Source organism: Streptomyces sp. NPDC001728, from assembly GCF_040297565.1.
Classification (GTDB): domain Bacteria; phylum Actinomycetota; class Actinomycetes; order Streptomycetales; family Streptomycetaceae; genus Streptomyces.
In genome coordinates this window covers 54,561-72,366 of record NZ_JBEOZK010000022.1, presented here as the reverse complement: position 1 = coordinate 72,366, position 17,806 = coordinate 54,561, and the positions used below count along the sequence as shown (strand labels likewise).

Here is a 17,806-nt window from a genome sequence, read left to right as displayed (position 1 = left end):
ATCCCGACGAAAGGCCCCAGATGCCCGTAGGACGAAAGCTCATCCAGAAGATGTCCTCGACCCGGACCTTCGCCCGGATCGGCCCGCACGTCGTGCCCGCCATGGACAAGGCCGTCCACCGGATGACCCGGGGGAAGGTGCTGCTCAGCGCGCGGATGCTGCCCGCGGTCGTGCTCACCGCGCGGGGCGCGAAGAGCGGGCAGCCGCGGGTGACCCCGCTGGCCTGCATGCCCGAGCCCGACGGCGGCTGGCTGCTCGTCGGCTCCAACTTCGGCCGCCCCGGCCACCCGGCGTGGACGGCGAATCTGCTCGCCCACCCGGACGTCGAGGTGAACTGGCGCGGCGCCGACGTGCCCGTACGGGCGGAGCTGCTGACGGGGGAGGCGCGGGCGGAGGCCTGGCGGGCGGCGCTGGAGTTCTGGCCGCCGTACGCCACCTACCAGGCGCGCGTGGAGCGCGAGATCAGACTCTTCCGGCTGACACGGCGCGAGGGCGGGGCGGCGGCGGGCGGGGTCTGAGGGGGCGACCCGGGGATTCAGGGGGGGGCGACCCAGGGCCTACGCCGTCGGGTCGGCCCCCTCCGTCGTGTCCGGATCCGTGTCCGGATCCGTGTCCGGATCCGTGTCCGGATCCGCGTCCGGATCGGTGCCGGGTTCCGTGTCCGATCCCGCCGTGGCCGGTCCCACCGGCACCGGTTCCGCCGCCGCCGGTTCCGCCGTCAGGATCGCGCGGGCCTGTTCCGCCGCCCGGATCGTGCTCTCGGTGACGAAGTCGAGGAAGCGGGCGATGTTCTCCATACGGGCGCCCGCCGGGGTCGCGGCGCCGAGGACGACGACGCCCTCCCGCGCGGTCTCGACGATCTGCGCGGTGGACCGGGCGCTGGCCAGCATCGACTGGTACCAGATGTCGTTGTCGACGGTGTAGCGCTCGCGCCGGCGCTCGTCGCGCTCCCGGCGGACCATGCTCTGGGTCTCCAGGAACGCGATCGACTTGGAGACCGACGCCGGGCTGACCTGGAGGTTCCGGACGAGGTCGGCCGCGGTGAGGCTGCCCGAGTCGGTCAGGCAGAGGGAGGCCATCACCCGGGCCGCCATCGGGGGCATGCCCGACTGCAGCATGACGTTCGTGAAGAGTTCCTCGTACGCGCGCACGGACCCGGCGTCCCGCCCGTGGGGCTGCTCCGGCGCGGGCGCCGCCGCCTTCGGTGCGGCCTGCTTGCTCCGGTGGGCGCGGTTCTCGGTGGCGCGGTGGGCCTGGTCGGCGCGGTAGCCGGTGGGGCCGCCGTTGCGCATGACCTCGCGGGTGACCGTCGAGGTGGGACGGTCGAGCCTCCGGGCGATCTCCGCGTAGGCGAGGCCGTCGGTCAGCCCCAGCGCGATCTGCCGGCGTTCCTGCTGGGTGAGTCTGCCGCCCGGCATCGTGCCTCCTTCGTGGTCCGTGGCGGCCCAGCATAGCGTTCACCTTCAGTTCATTGCAACGAATGGCCGATCTGCCGTTGCGTTAGGTTCAGAACCGTTGCAATGAATTAGGCCATGTCACCTGCAATTACGGGCTTCGTGCGCATCAAGGATGTTGCTCGATGTGGAAACGCAACGTAGCTTTTCCCTCATCGGAAACAACGGATCCAAGGAGAGCCACCATGCAGAAGTTCGCCACCGCCGCCCCCGTCACCGCCGTCCTCGACATCCCCGCCGGCCGCATCCGCCTCATCGCCGCCGACCGGGCCGACACCACCGTCGAGGTCCTGCCCGCCGATGCCGGCAAGAGCCGCGACGTGAGGGCGGCCGAGCAGCTCCAGGTCGGCTACGGCGACGGCGTCCTGCGGATCGAGGCCCCGGCCCCCAGGAACCGCATCCTCGGTACCCCCGGTTCCGTCGAGGTGACGGTCCAGCTGCCCGCCGGCTCCCGCGTCGAGGCGAAGACGGCCAGCGTCGAACTGCGGGTCGTCGGACGCCTCGGCGACATCGACTTCGAGAGCGCGCAGGCCACGATCAAGATCGACGAGGCCGCGAGCGCCCGTCTCACCGTCCAGGACGGTGACATCGAGGCCGGACGCCTCAACGGCCCGGCGGAGATCGCCACCCAGAAGGGCGACATCCGCATCACCGAGGCCGTGCGGGGCGAGGTCAGCCTGCGCACCGCCCACGGCGACATCTCGGTCGGCGCCGCCCGCGGGGTCTCCGCCTCGCTGGACGCCGGCACCAGCTACGGCCGGATCCACAACTCGCTCCAGAACAGCGAGGGCGCCGGCGCCGTCCTGACCATCCACGCCACCACCGCCTACGGCGACATCACCGCCCGCAGCCTGTGACCCGACCCGGCCCCGCCCCGTCAGAAGGAGCACCTCTCATGAGCAACCTGGCCATCGCGGCGAACGGGCTGCGCAAGTCCTACGGCGACAAGGTGGTGCTCGACGGCATCGACCTGGCCGTACCGGAAGGCACGGTCTTCTCCCTGCTCGGCCCGAACGGCGCCGGCAAGACCACCGCGGTCAAGATCCTCTCCACCCTCGTCTCCGCCGACGGCGGCGAGCTGCGCGTCGGCGGCCACGACCTCGCCGCCGACCCGCAGGCGGTCCGCGCCTCGATCGGTGTCACCGGGCAGTTCTCCGCCGTCGACGGTCTGATCACCGGCGAGGAGAACATGCTCCTGATGGCGGACCTGCACCACCTCTCCAGGCGCGAGGGACGGCGGGTCGCCGCCGAACTCCTGGAGCGCTTCGACCTGGTGGAGGCCGCGAAGAGGCCCGCCGCCGGCTACTCCGGCGGCATGAAGCGCCGCCTCGACATCGCGATGACGCTGGTCGGCGACCCGCGGATCATCTTCCTCGACGAGCCGACCACCGGCCTCGACCCGCGCAGCCGCCACACCATGTGGGGGATCATCCGCGAGCTCGTCACCGGCGGCGTCACCGTCTTCCTCACCACCCAGTACCTGGAGGAGGCCGACCAGCTCGCCGACCGCATCGCGGTGCTCCACGACGGCGTGATCGCCGCGGAGGGCACCGCCGAGGAACTGAAGCGGATCGTCCCCGGCGGCCACGTCCGGCTCCGCTTCACCGACCCGGCCGCCTACCGCTCCGCGCTCCTCGCGCTGGGCGAGGGCGCCGGGGACGACGAGGCGCTGTCCCTCCAGGTCCCCAGCGGCGGCAGCCAGCGCGAACTGCGCTCCGTCCTCGACCGGCTGGACTCGGCCGGCATCGAGGCGGACGAGCTGACCGTGCACACCCCCGACCTGGACGACGTGTTCTTCGCCCTGACCGGCGCCGACGTGCCCGGCCGGCGCACCCCGACCAAGGAGAACGTCCGATGAGCTCCCTCGCCCTCGCCGTCCGCGACTCGTCCACGATGCTGCGCCGCAACCTCCTGCACGCCCGGCGCTACCCCTCGCTGACCCTGAACCTGCTGCTGACCCCGGTCATGCTGCTGCTGCTCTTCGTCTACGTCTTCGGCGACGTGATGAGCGCGGGCATCGCGGGCGGCGACGCCGACCGCTCCGACTACATCGCCTACGTGGTCCCCGGCATCCTGCTGATGACCATCGGCAGCACCGTCATCGGCGCGGCGGTCTCCGTCTCCACCGACATGTCCGAGGGCGTCATCGCCCGCTTCCGCACGATGGCGATCCACCGCGGTTCGGTCCTCATCGGCCATGTCGTCGGCAGCGTCCTGCAGTCGATCGCCAGCGTGGTCCTGGTCGGCGCCGTCGCCGTCGCCATCGGCTTCCGGTCCACGGACGCCACGCTCCTGGAGTGGCTGGCCGCGTTCGGTCTGCTGGCGCTCTTCTCCCTGGCGCTCACCTGGATCGCGGTCGGGATGGGCATGGCGAGCCCGAACGCCGAGGCGGCCAGCAACAGCGCGATGCCGCTGATCCTGCTGCCGCTCATCTCCAGCGCGTTCACCCCGATCGACGCGATGCCGGGCTGGTTCCAGCCGATCGCCGGGTACCAGCCGTTCACCCCGGTCATCGAGACCCTGCGCGGTCTGCTGCTCGGCACCGGGATCGGCCACAACGGCTGGCTCGCGGTCGGCTGGTCGATCGCCCTGGCCGCGCTCGGCTACCGCTGGTCGACGGCCTCCTTCAAGCGCGACCCGCAGTAACCGGCATGGGTGCGGGACCTCCCGCGACGTGTACCGCCCGAGGGCGGCGTACTCCGACGAGGGTCGGGGAACGCCGCCCCTTCGGCGTTCGGGGGCCGTCGCCCGACTCTTCATCCGTACGACCCCGAGCGCGCGTACGACCCCGAGCGCGCGTACGCCGCCGCGCGCGTACGTCCCCGTCCGCGTACGTCCCCGGACACGGCGACGCCGACGGCGGTCCGTGGGGGCGGGCCGCCGTCGGCGTCGACGACAGGACGGGTGAAGGAGTGGGGCGGGGCTATCTGGTCGGCTTCTTGCCGGTGATGCCGAGGTGGACCAACAGGGCCAGGTTCGGCTTGAGTTCGGCCTGCTTCACGCCCCAGGTCGTGAAGCCCTTCTGGTGACCGGCGACCGAGGCCAGCATCGCCACCAGGGAGCCCGCCATGGCGGCCGGACTGACCTCCTTGTCGACCTTGCCCTTGGCCTGGAGCTCCTTGACCGCGTCCGTGAGGGAGTTGGTGACCGAGTTCAGGATCTTCATGCGGATCTTGTAGAACCGTTTGTCGCCCTCGGCGGCGCCGAGGTCCACGACCCGGAGGATCGCGTCGTGCTTGCGCCAGAAGTCCAGGAAGCCTTCGACGAGTTCCTCGGAGGTCTGCCAGCCGGCCTTGCCGACCCAGGAGCGGCCGGCGACCAGCTCGGTCAACCCGGCGCCCTCCTTGGCCATTTCCTCCGCGATCTCGAGAACCGCGCCCTCGACGTCCGGGAAGTACTGATAGAACGTCGCGGGTGAAGTACCCGCCTTCCGGGCCACATCGATGACCTTGACGTCCCGGTAGGGCGAGGAGCTGAGCATCTCACCGAGGCAGTCGAGCAGCTTCTGCCGCGTCGCCTGGCCGCGTCGTCCGGCCACGCGGCCGTCGACGGTGCGTACTTGTCCTGTCATGCCGTCAGCTTACCGAGGGGGTGTCGGCGCGCGATTCGGCCGACTGCAAATGGGGTGCACCCCTCTGCCGCCCGTGTTCTACGAGGTCGGCACGCGTGTCTCGATGGGCGGGGTGACGGCGGGGAGGGGCGGGATCGCGCCAGTCCGGGCGGGCGATGGAGGCGGCCTCGGGAGTCACGTACCCGAATAGGCTTATGAACAGCCTGTGGACAACTTCGGTGGACAACTCAAGCGCCCCAAGGGTTGTGCCCTGATAAATCGCCTATGTGTTCGCATGTCGGGGCGTGCGGGCCGGCCTCGGCGGACCTAGCGTGATTCCATGGCCGTACGCATTGAGGGCACCCCCTGCTGGGTGGACGCACAGCTCCCCGACCTTGAGGCGGGCAAGCGCTTCTACGGCGAGCTCTTCGGCTGGACCTTCGACCCCGCCCGCGACGAGGCCCTGCTCCGGGGCCGCCGGGTCGCCGGCCTCCTCCCCAAGCGCGACGGCCGCATGCCCACCACCTGGACGGTCTACCTGGCCACCGGGAACGCGGGCACCCTCGCCAGCCGGATCAGGGCCGCCGGCGGCCAGATGGTCATGGATCCCTACCCCGTCGGCCCCTTCGGTGTCCTGGCGCTCGCCGCCGACCCCGGCGGCGCCGTCTTCGGGCTCCGGCAGCAGGGCGACGAGAACGGCTTCGGGATCACGAACGAACCGGGCGCCTTCTGCTGGATGGAGGTGTACACGCGCCGCCCCGAGGCCGTCGACACCTTCTACGCCACCGTCTTCGGCTACCTCGGCCGCCAGGTCGACCCCGACGAGGGGGGCGGGGACGCCGGCTTCGACTACCGCGTCTGGTCGCCCCCCGGCTCACGGCCCGGCGACGACAGCGCCTTCGGCGGGCGGGCCGTGATCACCGACGACTTCCCCGCCGAGATGCCCGGCCATGTCCTCGTCCACTTCGCCGTCGCCGACTGCGACGAGGCCTGCGCGACCACCATCCGCCTCGGCGGCCGGGTCGCCACCCCGCCCTACGACACCCCCCACGGCCGCGTCGCCGTCCTCCACGACAACCAGGGCGCCCGCTTCGCGGTCCTCGCGGAACCCGCCGACGCCGGCTGACGGAGCCCGCCCCCACCGCCTGACCGCGCCGTTCGTATCCCCCGTCTGATATGACCTGCGACACCCCGATCCGCCCCCGGGTTCGCAACCGCGCCCTCGGACAGGAAGAATCAGGGCCAGGGCCGTACCCTCATGGCCCGTACGGGGAGGTGGCAGGCAAGTGGAACAGCTGACGCAGCACGACCCGAGACGTATCGGGCCCTTCGAGGTGCTGGGCCGGCTCGGCGCGGGCGGAATGGGTCTGGTCTATCTCGCGCGCTCGGCCTCGGGCCGGCGTGTGGCGATCAAGACCGTGCGCACGGAGCTCGCTGAGGACCAGCTGTTCCGGGTCCGCTTCACCCGGGAGGTGGAGGCCGCGCGGGCGGTCTCCGGCTTCTACACGGCCGCCGTCGTCGACGCCGATCCGCGCGCCGCCGTGCCCTGGCTGGCGACCGCCTACGTCCCCGCGCCCTCGCTCGAAGAGATAGTGAACGAGTGCGGACCGCTCCCGGCCCAGGCCGTGCGGTGGCTGGCCGCCGGCGTCGCCGAGGCCCTGCAGTCCATCCACGGCGCGGGCCTGGTCCACCGAGACCTCAAGCCCTCCAACGTCCTCGTCGTCGAGGACGGCCCCCGGGTGATCGACTTCGGCATCGCGTCGGGCGTCTCCAACACGCGCCTGACCATGACCAACGTCGCCGTCGGCACCCCGGCCTACATGTCCCCCGAGCAGGCCCGCGACTCCCGCAGCGTCACCGGCGCCAGCGATGTCTTCTCGCTCGGCTCGATGCTGGTCTTCGCCGCCACCGGCCACGCGCCCTTCCACGGCGCGAACCCCGTCGAGACCGTCTTCATGCTGCTCCGCGAGGGCCCCGACCTGGAGGGCCTGCCCGAGGAGCTGCGGCCCCTCATCGAGTCCTGCATGCAGATGGACGTCAGCCGCCGGCCCAGCCCGGCCGACCTCCAGGCGCAGCTGGCCCCGCATCTCTTCGGCCCCGGCAGCGACGACAGCGGGACGGCCTCGGCCTGGCTGCCGGCGAGCGCCACGGCCATGATCGAGACCCGTAGGGGTGGGCGCCGCCCGGCCCCCGTCGGCGTACCGGTGTCGCGGCGCACGCCCCCGCCGCCCGGGGACCCCCGCTTCCCCGAGCCCGCGCCCGTCGGCGGTGGCGCACCGGGCGGCGGCCGGCACGCCGGACCCGCCGAGAGCGCCGGGGGACCCGTACGCCTGGGCGGCGCGACCGTCCCGATCGGCCCCGGCCCCCGGGTCGCCGACACCCGCGCCGCGCTCGCCGTCGGCCGGGGCGCCGACGCGGGCCCGGCCACCGGCTGGATCCGGCCGCCCGGCGGCGGCCCGCACGGCGCGGATCACGGCTCGTACGCCGGGGAGCCCGGCCCGCCGCCCGGCTCCCGCCCGGTCGGGGTCCCCGCACAGGGCGCCGACCACACCGCCTCCCCGGAGCCCGGCCCCTGGCGGCCCTGGCGCTTCCGCATGTCGAACGACGTGTGGGGTACCCCGGTGGTGGAGGGGGACCTGCTGTACGTGACCTCTTTCGAGGTACACGCCCTGGACACCGGCAGCGGCCGGCGCCAGTTCAAGACCCGGGACGTGGCCTGGTCGATGGCCGTCGCCTCGGGCCGCATCCACGCCTCCGACGGACCCACGCTGTACGCCCTCGACGCCACCGACGGCGGCGAGCGGTGGCGGCTGCGCACCGACGCCTGGGTGTACTCGCTCCAGGTCGACCGGGGCACGGTCGTCACCGGCACGCGCGGTGGCGGTGTGCAGGGCTGGGAGGCCTCCAACGGCGCCAAGCTGTGGGAGATCACCGGCGCGCAGACCGACTTCGAGACCCCGGAGGCGGGGCCCGCCGTGCACGGCGACACCGTGTACGTGTGGCGGGAGGCCCGCCTCCAGGCCCTCGACGCCCGGACGGGCGTGGAGCGCTGGTCGTACCCGATCGGCGACGCCGCCTCCTGCGCGGGCGTGCCGATCCGGGTGGCCCCGGCCGAGGACGGCTGTGTGTACGTGTCCGCCGGGACGCGGGTCCTGTCGATCGACATCGCCGGGGGTCACGTCCGCTGGCACTTCGAGGCACCGGCCGTCTTCGTCTCGCCGCCCGCGTTCGCGCCGGGCCCGGCGGTCACCGGCGGCGGGGTGTACCTCTCGGACCACCTCGGCACGGTGTACGCGCTGGACGCCACCACCGGCCAGGACCGCTGGCGGATCGCGACCGAGCCGCGCCAGTCGACCGAGCCGGTGCTCGTCGCCGACGGCAATGTGCACGTCGGCAGCGGCAGCGCGCTGTACACGCTCGACGCGGTCACCGGCACGCCCCGCTGGCGGTTCGCGGCGGGCGGCGAGCTGGTCGGCTCCCCGGTCGTCGCCGACGGCCGGGTGCACTTCGGCTCGGCCGACCACGTCCTCTACACCCTGGACGCGACGGGCGGTCAGCTCCGCTGGAAGCTCGCGACCGGCGGCGAGATCACCGGTTCGCCGGTGGCCAGGGGCGGGGTCGTGTACGCGTGCAGCAAGGACCGCTGCGTGTACGCGCTGGACGCGGTGAAGGGCACGGCCACGGGGCGGGGTTCGGCGGGGCGCTGAGCCGTACGGGTCCTACGGGCGCTGCTCGGGCGGCTGGTCCGGCTGCTCGGGCGGCCGGTGCGGCTCCGGCTGCCCGTAGGGGTCGGGTTGCCCGTAAGGGTCGTGATGGTCGTACGTCTGCGTCGGGGGCGCGTCCGGCGTGCTCTCCGGCGGCGGGCCGTCCAGTGTCGGGTGGGTGGGCCGGGGTGCCTGGTCCACCCGGTGCGAGGCATGGGACCTGCCCGACATGACGAGCGCGCCGAGCAGCAGCAGGACCCCGCCGCCGAGGGCGTTCGCGACCCCGTCGCCGAGGCCCGTACCGTCGCCGCCCACCGTGAGCTGTCCCTGGGCCTGCCCGACCCGCACCATCCAGAGGATGGTGAAGCCGAGGACGACGACCCCGGCGAGGGCGACGAGCAGGCGGGAGCGCAGCACCACCCCGAGCACGGTCAGGAGGGCGGCGAAGAGGAAGGGCGCCAGGATCGAGCCGATCACCTCGGCCTTGGCGTCGGTGATGCCGGTGAACAGCTCGTCGATCGCGTAGTCGCGTCCGTGACGGCCGTCGTACCAGGCACGGAAGGGGCTCCAGACGGCGGCCGTCGCTCCGGCGAGAGCCAGTACCGCACCGGCCACGTTGCGGATCATCGATGCGGCCTCCTTGACGCTCCGGCTCTCGTTCCCGACGCTACGCCCGGTGCGGGGGGCCCGCCAGGCGGCGCGGGAGTGTGACGACAGGCCCTAGGGTGGCGCGGACACGACAGACGGGACGGGGGAGCGGTGATGATACGCACACGCGTGAAGCTCGCGGCGACGCTCACGGTGGTGGTGCTGGCGCTGACCGGATTCCACACCGGCAGCCACGGCAGCAGCAGCAGCAGCGGTGGCGGCGGGAAGAGCAAGAGCGGCAAGAGCAGGAGCCACGGCCACTCGGACGACGACTCGGGCGGCGGCTGCTCCAGCGACGAGAAGAGCAACGACGACTACGACGGCTCGGGCGGCTCGGGCGGCTCGGACGCGACGGTCACCGCGAGCCCGTCACCCACGTCGCCCCGGGTCGAGGTCGTGGTCGTGGACTGTGTGAAGCCCGCGCAGAACAGGCGCAAGGGGAAGCCGGCCCGTAAGGCGGACACCACGGCGACCCTGAGGATCACCTCGGACGAGGCGACCGAGGGGACCTACCGGGTCACCCTGGAGTTCAAGGGCGCCACGGGCTCGGCGGTGGACTCGGCCGAGGCGGTCGTGACCGTCGGGAGCTACACCTCGAAGACCTTCGAGGTCGCGATGAAGACCCCGAAGACCGTCGGCCAGGTGAAGAACTGCTGGGTGTACGACGTGCGCGAGCAGGAGCGCGCGCCCGGGTCCGCTACCGCGTCCTGAACCCCGCCCCCCGCCGGGTGAACAGCTCCGACTGCCGGTCCGCCGGCAGGTTCCCGAGGGTGACCAGGTGCGGCGCGTGCGCCAGCGCCTGCGCCCTGGCCGCCTCCTGCACCGACCACAGCGCCCGGACCGTGCCCTGGACGGCCTCCGTCGGGTAGGAGGCGATGACGGCGGCGGCCGTGCGGGCGGCCTCCAGCGCCGCGCCGGGCTCGGTCAGCTCGGAGACGAGCCCCGTCTCGTACGCCCGCCGGGCGGAGATCCGCTCCGCGTTGCCCATCAGTGCCATCCGGGCGATCTCTCCGCGGGGCATCCGCAGCGCCATGTGGACGGTCTCGAAGGCGCTGACCATCCCGTAGGTGGTGTGCGGGTCGAAGAAGGCGGCGTCCTCGGCGGCGACCAGGAACTCGGCCTCCCCGAGCAGATAGAAGGCGCCGCCGCAGGCCATCCCCTCGACCGCGGCGATCACCGGTTTCCACAGGTCGTTCGCCTTGGGGCCGATCGCGAGGAGGGGGTCGTCGATCGTGTACGGGGACGAGGGCTGCGGCACGTTCCCGGCGGCGTCCCGGTCGATCCCGGTGCAGAAGGCCCGCCCGCCGGCCCCGGTGACGATGATCGCGCGGACCTCGTCCTCGTACCGGAACCCCCGCCAGACGGCGCTGAGTTCGCGTGCCATCTCCAGGGTGACGGAGTTGTGCTTCTCCGGCCGGTCGAGGGTGACGACGGCGACCCCGGTCTCCTTGTCGCGCTCGACCCGGATGCTCATCCGCGCTCCAGGATCCAGCGGGGGACGGCGAGGCCGCCGGTCTCGGTGAAGGCGACCTTCACGCCGGCGCCGATCCGGAGCCGGGCCGGGTCGACCGAGTTCAGGGGGGCGTGCGGGGAGGCGACGACATTGCCGACGAGCCGGATGTGCGGGGCGTCGGCGAGTTCGACGAGCACCGCGTTGTACGGGGCCTGGGCCGCGTACTCGGGCAGGAGGGGCGGGTGGGGCAGGACGTACGACCAGATCCGGCCGCGTCCGGACATCAGGCGCCACTCGCTCGCGAAGGAGCGGCAGTGCGGGCAGCAGGGCCGGGGCGGGAAGCGCAGCTCGCCGCAGTCGGCGCAGCTCTGGACGCGCAGTTCGCCCCGTGCGGTGTACTCCCAGAAGGGGGCGCCGTCCTCGTCAATGACCGGTGTGAGCATCTGGATTCAGCTCCTGAGCAGGATGGCCGATGTGGGGACGCCCTCGCCCGCCGTGACCAGGCAGGTGGCGGCGTCGGGGACCTGGGCGGTGGAGGTGCCGCGCAGCTGCTTCACACCCTCGTTGATGAGGTTGAAGCCGTGGACGTACGCCTCGCTCAGTCCGCCGCCGCCGGTGTTGAGGGGCAGCCGGCCGCCGATCTCCAGGGCGCCGCCCTCGGTGAACGCGGCGCCCTCGCCCCGGCCGCAGAAGCCGTAGCCCTCCAGGGAGAGCGGGACGAGCGGGGTGAAGGCGTCGTAGATCTGCGCGACGTCGACGTCCTGGGGGCCGAAGTCGGCCTGTTTCCACAGGTGTCGGGCGGCGGTCCAGGCGGGGCCGGAGAGCGGGTCGTCGTTCCAGTAGTTGACCATGCCGTGGTGCTGGGAGGGCAGGCCCTGGGCGGCGGAGTGCACATAGACGGGCTTCTGGCGGCAGTCGCGGGCCCGCTCGGCGGAGACGATCACGCACGCCAGGGCGCCGTCGGTCTCCAGGCAGTTGTCGAAGAGGCAGAGGGGTTCGCTGATCCAGCGGGAGGTCATGTACATCTCGCGGGTGAGCGGGCGTTCGTACATGATCGCGGCGGGGTTCTGGTTGGCGCGGTTGCGGCAGGCGAGGGCGACGTTGAACAGGTGGTCGCGGGTGGCGCCGTACTCGTGCATGTAGCGGCGGGCGAGCATGCCGATCTCGTCGGCGGGGCGGAGCAGCCCGTAGGGGCGGGTCCACTGGCCTGGGGTGGGCAGCTGGACGGCGGTGTTCTTCCAGGGCCGGGGGCCCGAGCCCCGTTTCCTGGACCGCCAGGCGACGCCGACGCTCGCCTGGCCGGTGGCGACGGCGGCGGCGAGGTGGCCGACGGTGGCGCAGGAGCCGCCGCCGCCGTAGCCGACCTTGGAGAAGAAGGTGACGTCGCCGGCGCCGATGGCCTTGGCGACCTCGACCTCGTCGGTCTCCTCCATCGTGTAAGAAGCGAAACCGTCGACCTCGGAAGGGTCGATCCCGGCGTCGTCGAGAGCGGCGAGGATCGCCCGGCAGGCGAGCGCCTTCTCGGTCTCGGGAAGCTGTTTCGCGAAGGCGGTCTGTCCGATCCCGACGATGGCCGTGGCGTCCTTGAGCACCGAACCTCCTCATGGGGCAGCACTGCTGACAGCGCGTCAGGTTACAACTAATCTGACGGATAGTCAGCTACCGGAGGTGGGGCATGGACATGGACCCGGCTGGGGATCCGCGCGGCGACCTGGAGTGGGGCACGATCCCCGGGCTCGTCCGGGCGGCGGCCGAACGCCACGGGCAGCGGGAGGCCGTCGTCGACGGCCGCGTCCGCGTCAGCTACGCCGAACTCGGCGAACGCGTCGAGCGGGCCGCCGCCGGCTGCATCGCCACCGGCGTACGGCCCGGGGACCGGGTCGCGGTCTGGGCCCCCAACACCCTCGACTGGATCGTCTCCGCCCTCGGCGCGGTCAGCGCCGGCGCGGTCCTCGTCCCCCTCAACACCCGCTTCAAGGGCACCGAGGCCGCCCAGATCCTCCAGCGCTCCCGGGCCAGGCTGCTCTTCGTCACCGGCACCTTCCTCGGCACCTCCTACGTGGCCTCCCTGCGCCGCTCGGGCATCGAACTCCCCGACCTGGAACGCGTGGTGGTCCTCGGCGACACCGCCCCCGACGAGGAGGGCTGGACGACCCTGAAGGCCTTCCTCGCGGAGGGCGACGCCGTCCCGGCCGAGCGTGTCCGCGCCCGCGCCGACGGCATCGACCCCGAGGCCCCCTCCGACATCATCTACACCTCCGGCACCACCGGCCGCCCCAAGGGCGCCGTCATCAGCCACGCCCAGAGCCTGCGCTGCTACGCCATCTGGTCCGAACTGGCCGGGCTCCGGGAGGGCGACCGCTACCTCGTGGTCAACCCCTTCTTCCACACCTTCGGCTACAAGGCCGGCATCCTCGCCTGCCTGATGCGGGGCGCGGTGATCGTCCCGCAGTCCGTCTTCACCGTCGACACCGTCCTCGCCAACATCACCGCCGAACGCATCACCGTCCTGCCCGGCCCGCCCACCCTCCACCAGTCCCTCCTGGACCACCCGGCCCGCGCCGCCCAGGACCTCTCCACCCTCCGCCTGGTCGTGACGGGCGCGGCCGTGGTCCCGCTCCGCCTCGTCGAACGCCTCCGCTCCGAGCTGGGCGTCGGCACCGTCCTCACCGCGTACGGGCTCTCCGAGTCGAGCGGCATCGCCACCATGTGCCGCCGCGACGACCCGGACGGGACGATCGCCTCGACCTCCGGCCGTCCGATCCCCGGCACCGAACTCCGCGTCTCCGACACCGGCGAGGTCCTGGTCCGCGGCCACCACGTGATGAGGGGCTACTTCGAGGACGAGGCGGCGACGGCGGCGGCGATCGACGAGGACGGCTGGCTGCGCACGGGAGACATCGGCGTCCTCGACGAGACCGGCAGCCTCCGCATCACCGACCGCCTCAAGGACATGTTCATCGTCGGCGGCTTCAACGCCTACCCGGCGGAGATCGAACAACTCCTCGGTCTTCACCCCGATATCGCGGACGTCGCGGTCATCGGCATCCCGGACCCCCGCCTGGGCGAGGTGGGCAAGGCCTTCGCGGTCCGCCGCCCTGGCTCCCGGATCACAGCGGACGACCTGATCGCCTGGTCCCGCCGCGAGATGGCCAACTACAAGGTCCCGAGAGAGGTCGAGTTCGTCACGGAACTCCCGAGGAACGCGAGCGGGAAGGTGGTGAAGGGGGAGCTGAGGACGGGGGCGTGAGGCGGGGACGGCGCACGCCGAAGGGGCCGGGCGTGTGCCCGGCCCCTTCTGTGTGCGGTGGTCCGATCGCGTTGCGCACGGGCCCTGCCGGGTGGATTCCCCCCGGATCCCTCCCGGCGTCCCCCGGGCCCGTGTGCTCCCCCGTCGACCGGTCCTCCGCGGTCGGCCCCGGCAGCTCCCCCGAAGTCGCCGCCGTGACCGTTCCCCGTCGGGTGTGGCTTAGTTGGCCGGCTCGGTGGTGGCGTGCAGGTCGTCGGCCGTGGCGGCGGGCGCCTGCTCCGGGTGGAGGATCTTGTCCGCGATCGCGTTCGCGGGCTCGGAAGTGGCGTGCAGGTCCTTGACGGCGATCTGCTCGCTGCCGGTGCCCGTGGCGTGCAGGTCCTGCGGCGTGATGATCGGGTCCTTGGCGTCGGTGTCGCCCATGGCGATCCCCTCCTGGTGATGGCTTCGCGTGCTGGTGGGTGGAGCCCGTCCGGCTGTTCCCCCGTGGACGGTCGGACGGGCTCCTTCGGGCCGATCACCCTAGTGCGTCCGGGTGGTGACCTCACCGGCGACCCGTCTGCCCCCCGACACGACGGATCGATGAGATGAAGTCTGCCGGGGGGCGATAAACGAATGATGAACGCCCGCCGTAAGGGCCGTCAGGCGGCTGCCCGGGAAGCCAGCAACGACCTCACCTCGGATGCCTCGGGCACCGACAACTTCTCGTAGATGTCGAGCGCTTCCTGCCAGCACACCTGGGCGCGGCCCGACTGCCCGATGCCCGTGAGGGCCCGGCCGAGCACCGTGAGGACCTGGCCCCTCCGCCAGTCGCCGCCGATGCCCCGGAGCACGGTCAGCGCCTTCTCCGCGCACGCGGCAGCCGCCCCGTACCGTCGGGCGGCGATGTCGACCTCCGCGATACGGAAGAGGCTCATGCCCTCCCAGAGCCGCTGGCGGCAGTCCACGAAGACCGCGAGCGCCTCGCGGAGCCGTTCGCCCGCCCCCGCGAGCTGCCCGCTCTCGGTGAGCGCGAGTCCCAGGGCGTAGCGCCCGTTCGCGCCCCTCAGCGCATGGCCCATCTCGTCGTACATGTCCACGCCCTGCTGGGCCATGCGGACGGCGTCCTCCTTCCGGCCCGTCGCGAGCCGGATGCGGGAGAGGTTGCAGAGGGCCGCGGCCTCGCCGGCCCGGTCCCCGGCCTTGCGGAACTCGGCGATGGCGAGGGTGAGGTGCTTGTCCCCGTCCTCGTACCGGGTCTGGTAGAGCGCGATGGCGCCCCTGGCGTTCGAAGCCCAGCAGGTGGGGAGCGGGTCGTCGACGGACCGGGCCATCCGGACGACGTCCTCGGCCTCCCGCTCGGCCTGGTCGAAGCGGCCCTGGTGGTGGTGGACGTACGCCAGGGTCAAAGCCGCCCGGCACTCCGCACGGACGTCGCCGCTCCTGCCCGCCGCCCCCCGCAGCACCGTCGCCACCGCCTCGTACTCCTTGGAGTTCGCGCCCGACTCCGCCAGGTCCAGCGACGCCCACAGCAGGTCCACCGCGCGGCGGAGGGTGCCCGGGGACGAGGCCGACCGGCGGACCGTGGCCAGGAGGCAGTTCGCCTCGGCGTACAGCCAGTCCTGGGCCTCGTGGCGGTCGGTGAAGGTGAGGCCCTCGTACGCCGTGGGTTCCAGGTGGTCGACCAGCCGGTCGCCGGGGCGCTCGATCGCGTACACCCGCGCCGCCGTCGAGAGGTAGAAGTCCAGGAGCCGGGAGAGCGCCGCCTCCTTCTCCGACGGGGGCTGCTCGTCGCGGTCGGCGCACGCGCGCGCGTAGAGGCGGACCAGGTCGTGGTACCGGTACCGGCCCGGCGCCGCCGACTCCAGGAGGGACGTGTCCACCAGGGCTTCCAGGAGGTCTTCCGTGTCCCACTGCGGCAGGTCCAGGACCGCCGACGCCGCCGCGAGCGAGATGTCCGGGCCGTCGGCCAGGCCGAGCAGCCGGAACGCGCGCGCCTGGGCCGGTTCCAGCTGCCCGTAGCCGAGTTCGAAGGTCGCCTTGACCGCCAGGTCGCCCGCCTGGAGCTCGTCGAGCCGCCGGCGCTCGTCCGCCAGCTTCGCCGCGAGCACCGAGACCGTCCAGGTGCGGCGGGCCGCCAGCCGGGACGCCGCGATGCGGATCGCGAGCGGGAGGAAACCGCAGGCAGCGACCACGTCGAGGGCCGCCTCGCGCTCCGACCGCACCCGCTCCTCGCCCACGATCCGGGTGAACAGCTGGAGTGCCTCGTCCGGGGACATCACGTCCAGGTCCACCAGGTGCGCGCCCGCCAGGTCGACCATCCGGATGCGGCTGGTGACGAGCGCCGCGCAGCCCGCCGTGCCGGGCAGCAGTGGCCGGATCTGGGCGGCGTCACGGGCGTTGTCCAGGAGGATCAGGACCCGGCGGCCGTCGAGCGTCGAGCGGTACAGCGCCGCCCGGTCGTCGAGCGAGTCCGGGATGGCCGAATCCGGGGTGCCGAGCGCCCGGAGGAAGGAGCCGAGGACCGTCTCCGGCGCGGCGGCCCGTGAGCCCGCGCCCTGGAGGTCCACGTACAGCTGCCCGTCCGGGAAGTGCGGCCGGGCCTCGTGCGCCACGTGCACCGCGAGCGTCGTCTTGCCGACGCCGCCGATGCCCGCGAGCGCCGAGACCGCCATGACATGGCCCTCGGCGGTGGCCAGTCGGGCGCCGAGCTCCCGCACGCACGACGCTCGGCCCGTGAAGTCCGGGACCGTCGCCGGGAGCTGGGCCGGGCGCGCGACCGTCGCCGCCGCCGGGGCGGCCTCCTCGACCGGGCGGGCCAGTTCGGCGTCGGCCTGGAGGATGCGCTGCTGGAGCCGGGAGAGTTCGGGGGTGGGGTCGACGCCCAGCTCGTCGGCGAGGAGCCGGCGCGTGTCGGCGTACACGGCGAGCGCCTCCGCCTGCCGTCCGCTGCGGTAGAGCGCCAGCATGAGGAGTTCGCGCAGGCGCTCCCGCAGCGGGTGCGCGGCGGTGAGCGCGGTCAGCTCGGACACGGCCTCCGCGTGTGCGCCGATCTCCAGGTCGATGTCCAGGCGCGTTTCGAGGAGCGTGAGCCGCCATTCCTCCAGGCGGGTCCGCTGCGTCTCGGCGTACGGTCCCGGTACGGAGGCCAGCACCTCGCCGTCCCACAGGTCGAGCGCCTCCGCGAGCCGCGCGCGGGCGGCCGTCCGGTCCCCGGCGGCCCGCAGCTTCTCGGCCTCCGCGGCCAGTTCCTGGGCGGCGGTCAGGTCGAGCGCGGCGGCGGAGGTCCGCAGGGCGTAGCCGCCGGACTCGCTGACCAGGACCTTCGGGTCGAGGGCCTTGCGGAGCCGGGAGGCGTACGTACGGACCGCCGCGAGCGCCTGCGAGGGGGGTTCCTCGCCCCAGAGCGCGTCGATCAGCTCGTGCGCGGTGGCGGTCCGCCCCCCGCGCAGGAGCAGGGCGGCGAGCAGCGCGCGCTGCTGCGGGGAGCCGGTGGGGACGGGGGCGCCGTCGCGCCAGGCACGGACGGGGCCGAGCACGCCGAAACGCAGCTCGGCGCCGGAGCCATCGGCCACGCCGGGACCCGCGTCCGTACCCGTGCCGGGACGCGCGTCCGTACCCGTGCCGGGACCCGTGCCCGCGTCCGTACTCACCTCGGAGCCCGACCCCGCGTCCTTCCGCGGAGCCCGCTGCACCGGAACGCGCGGCCCGTCTTCACGCTCCATAGCTCCCCCTGCCCGTACCGCTGGTTTCGCCCAGGACAGTCTG

General features: G+C 73.0%; 16 protein-coding genes. 8 read left to right on the top strand and 8 right to left on the bottom strand.

The window, feature by feature from the left end:
• Nucleotides 1–20 precede the first annotated feature (20 nt).
• The gene (locus tag ABT154_RS27600; protein ID WP_351860134.1) at nucleotides 21–518 is read left to right on the top strand and encodes a nitroreductase family deazaflavin-dependent oxidoreductase; all 498 of its coding nucleotides are present in this window, start codon (nucleotides 21–23) and stop codon (nucleotides 516–518) included.
• A gap of 39 nt (nucleotides 519–557) precedes the next feature.
• Here ABT154_RS27600 and ABT154_RS27595 read toward each other — a convergent pair whose 3' ends face one another.
• Nucleotides 558–1,418, bottom strand: a complete 861-nt coding sequence (locus ABT154_RS27595) for a helix-turn-helix domain-containing protein (RefSeq protein WP_351860132.1) — start codon at nucleotides 1,416–1,418, stop codon at nucleotides 558–560.
• A gap of 221 nt (nucleotides 1,419–1,639) precedes the next feature.
• Here ABT154_RS27595 and ABT154_RS27590 point away from each other — a divergent pair, with 221 nt between their 5' ends.
• The 3 genes from ABT154_RS27590 to ABT154_RS27580 are packed head-to-tail and all read left to right on the top strand — an operon-like array spanning nucleotide 1,640 to nucleotide 4,100.
• Nucleotides 1,640–2,311: a DUF4097 family beta strand repeat-containing protein gene (locus tag ABT154_RS27590; RefSeq protein WP_351860130.1), complete on the top strand. Its 672-nt coding sequence runs from the start codon at nucleotides 1,640–1,642 to the stop codon at nucleotides 2,309–2,311.
• A 38-nt stretch (nucleotides 2,312–2,349) separates the two neighbouring features.
• Nucleotides 2,350–3,312 carry an ATP-binding cassette domain-containing protein gene (locus ABT154_RS27585; RefSeq protein WP_351860128.1) on the top strand — a complete coding sequence of 321 codons (963 nt, stop codon included), beginning with the start codon at nucleotides 2,350–2,352 and terminating at the stop codon, nucleotides 3,310–3,312.
• A complete protein-coding gene (locus ABT154_RS27580; RefSeq protein WP_351860126.1) occupies nucleotides 3,309–4,100 on the top strand; it encodes an ABC transporter permease in 792 nt (263 codons plus the stop codon). Before ABT154_RS27585 ends, ABT154_RS27580 begins: the two co-directional genes overlap by 4 nt.
• A 277-nt stretch (nucleotides 4,101–4,377) precedes the next feature.
• Here the strand turns inward: ABT154_RS27580 and ABT154_RS27575 are convergent, their stop codons facing one another.
• Nucleotides 4,378–5,025 (bottom strand): TetR family transcriptional regulator, encoded by a 648-nt coding sequence (locus ABT154_RS27575; protein ID WP_317877477.1) that lies wholly within the window; start codon nucleotides 5,023–5,025, stop codon nucleotides 4,378–4,380.
• Nucleotides 5,026–5,344: 319 nt separating this feature from the next.
• On the opposite strand from ABT154_RS27575, the gene ABT154_RS27570 reads away from it, so the two are divergent.
• Nucleotides 5,345–6,130 carry a VOC family protein gene (locus ABT154_RS27570; protein ID WP_351860124.1) on the top strand — a complete coding sequence of 262 codons (786 nt, stop codon included), beginning with the start codon at nucleotides 5,345–5,347 and terminating at the stop codon, nucleotides 6,128–6,130.
• 160 nt (nucleotides 6,131–6,290) lie between these two features.
• The gene (gene afsK / locus ABT154_RS27565) at nucleotides 6,291–8,711 is read left to right on the top strand and encodes a protein serine/threonine kinase AfsK (protein WP_351860123.1); all 2,421 of its coding nucleotides are present in this window, start codon (nucleotides 6,291–6,293) and stop codon (nucleotides 8,709–8,711) included.
• Between the two features lie 12 nt (nucleotides 8,712–8,723).
• Here afsK and ABT154_RS27560 read toward each other — a convergent pair whose 3' ends face one another.
• On the bottom strand, nucleotides 8,724–9,335 hold the full coding sequence (locus ABT154_RS27560) for a hypothetical protein (protein ID WP_351860121.1): 612 nt from the start codon (nucleotides 9,333–9,335) through the stop codon (nucleotides 8,724–8,726).
• A 135-nt stretch (nucleotides 9,336–9,470) separates the two neighbouring features.
• Between ABT154_RS27560 and ABT154_RS27555 the strand changes: the two genes are divergently transcribed.
• Nucleotides 9,471–10,067 (top strand): hypothetical protein, encoded by a 597-nt coding sequence (locus ABT154_RS27555; RefSeq protein WP_351860119.1) that lies wholly within the window; start codon nucleotides 9,471–9,473, stop codon nucleotides 10,065–10,067.
• Here the strand turns inward: ABT154_RS27555 and ABT154_RS27550 are convergent.
• The 3 genes from ABT154_RS27550 to ABT154_RS27540 are packed head-to-tail and all read right to left on the bottom strand — an operon-like array spanning nucleotide 10,054 to nucleotide 12,401.
• On the bottom strand, nucleotides 10,054–10,830 hold the full coding sequence (locus tag ABT154_RS27550) for an enoyl-CoA hydratase/isomerase family protein (RefSeq protein ID WP_351860117.1): 777 nt from the start codon (nucleotides 10,828–10,830) through the stop codon (nucleotides 10,054–10,056). The genes ABT154_RS27555 and ABT154_RS27550 overlap by 14 nt on opposite strands.
• Entirely contained in the window at nucleotides 10,827–11,252 is a 426-nt protein-coding gene (locus tag ABT154_RS27545) for a Zn-ribbon domain-containing OB-fold protein (RefSeq protein ID WP_351860115.1), read from the bottom strand. Before ABT154_RS27545 ends, ABT154_RS27550 begins: the two co-directional genes overlap by 4 nt.
• Nucleotides 11,253–11,258: 6 nt before the next feature.
• Nucleotides 11,259–12,401, bottom strand: a complete 1,143-nt coding sequence (locus ABT154_RS27540) for a lipid-transfer protein (protein ID WP_351860114.1) — start codon at nucleotides 12,399–12,401, stop codon at nucleotides 11,259–11,261.
• A gap of 89 nt (nucleotides 12,402–12,490) precedes the next feature.
• Here ABT154_RS27540 and ABT154_RS27535 point away from each other — a divergent pair, with 89 nt between their 5' ends.
• Complete coding sequence (locus ABT154_RS27535) at nucleotides 12,491–14,059, top strand: FadD3 family acyl-CoA ligase (protein ID WP_351860112.1); 1,569 nt, start codon at nucleotides 12,491–12,493, stop codon at nucleotides 14,057–14,059.
• Nucleotides 14,060–14,278: 219 nt separating this feature from the next.
• Here the strand turns inward: ABT154_RS27535 and ABT154_RS27530 are convergent, their stop codons facing one another.
• Together ABT154_RS27530 and afsR are read right to left on the bottom strand one after the other, a co-directional pair.
• Nucleotides 14,279–14,482 carry a hypothetical protein gene (locus tag ABT154_RS27530; protein WP_351860110.1) on the bottom strand — a complete coding sequence of 68 codons (204 nt, stop codon included), beginning with the start codon at nucleotides 14,480–14,482 and terminating at the stop codon, nucleotides 14,279–14,281.
• A gap of 218 nt (nucleotides 14,483–14,700) precedes the next feature.
• A complete protein-coding gene (gene afsR, locus ABT154_RS27525) occupies nucleotides 14,701–17,763 on the bottom strand; it encodes an SARP-family global regulator AfsR (RefSeq protein WP_351860108.1) in 3,063 nt (1,020 codons plus the stop codon).
• Nucleotides 17,764–17,806 lie beyond the last annotated feature (43 nt).

What these genes read in the sequence shown, in the direction of transcription:
- ABT154_RS27600 (WP_351860134.1), top strand. Translation starts at nt 21, where the DNA reads ATGCCCGTAGGACGAAAGCTCATCCAGAAGATGTCCTCGACCCGGACC.
- ABT154_RS27595 (WP_351860132.1), bottom strand. Translation starts at nt 1,418, where the DNA reads ATGCCGGGCGGCAGACTCACCCAGCAGGAACGCCGGCAGATCGCGCTG.
- ABT154_RS27590 (WP_351860130.1), top strand. Translation starts at nt 1,640, where the DNA reads ATGCAGAAGTTCGCCACCGCCGCCCCCGTCACCGCCGTCCTCGACATC.
- ABT154_RS27585 (WP_351860128.1), top strand. Translation starts at nt 2,350, where the DNA reads ATGAGCAACCTGGCCATCGCGGCGAACGGGCTGCGCAAGTCCTACGGC.
- ABT154_RS27580 (WP_351860126.1), top strand. Translation starts at nt 3,309, where the DNA reads ATGAGCTCCCTCGCCCTCGCCGTCCGCGACTCGTCCACGATGCTGCGC.
- ABT154_RS27575 (WP_317877477.1), bottom strand. Translation starts at nt 5,025, where the DNA reads ATGACAGGACAAGTACGCACCGTCGACGGCCGCGTGGCCGGACGACGC.
- ABT154_RS27570 (WP_351860124.1), top strand. Translation starts at nt 5,345, where the DNA reads ATGGCCGTACGCATTGAGGGCACCCCCTGCTGGGTGGACGCACAGCTC.
- ABT154_RS27560 (WP_351860121.1), bottom strand. Translation starts at nt 9,335, where the DNA reads ATGATCCGCAACGTGGCCGGTGCGGTACTGGCTCTCGCCGGAGCGACG.
- ABT154_RS27555 (WP_351860119.1), top strand. Translation starts at nt 9,471, where the DNA reads ATGATACGCACACGCGTGAAGCTCGCGGCGACGCTCACGGTGGTGGTG.
- ABT154_RS27550 (WP_351860117.1), bottom strand. Translation starts at nt 10,830, where the DNA reads ATGAGCATCCGGGTCGAGCGCGACAAGGAGACCGGGGTCGCCGTCGTC.
- ABT154_RS27545 (WP_351860115.1), bottom strand. Translation starts at nt 11,252, where the DNA reads ATGCTCACACCGGTCATTGACGAGGACGGCGCCCCCTTCTGGGAGTAC.
- ABT154_RS27535 (WP_351860112.1), top strand. Translation starts at nt 12,491, where the DNA reads ATGGACCCGGCTGGGGATCCGCGCGGCGACCTGGAGTGGGGCACGATC.
- ABT154_RS27530 (WP_351860110.1), bottom strand. Translation starts at nt 14,482, where the DNA reads ATGGGCGACACCGACGCCAAGGACCCGATCATCACGCCGCAGGACCTG.
- afsR (WP_351860108.1), bottom strand. Translation starts at nt 17,763, where the DNA reads ATGGAGCGTGAAGACGGGCCGCGCGTTCCGGTGCAGCGGGCTCCGCGG.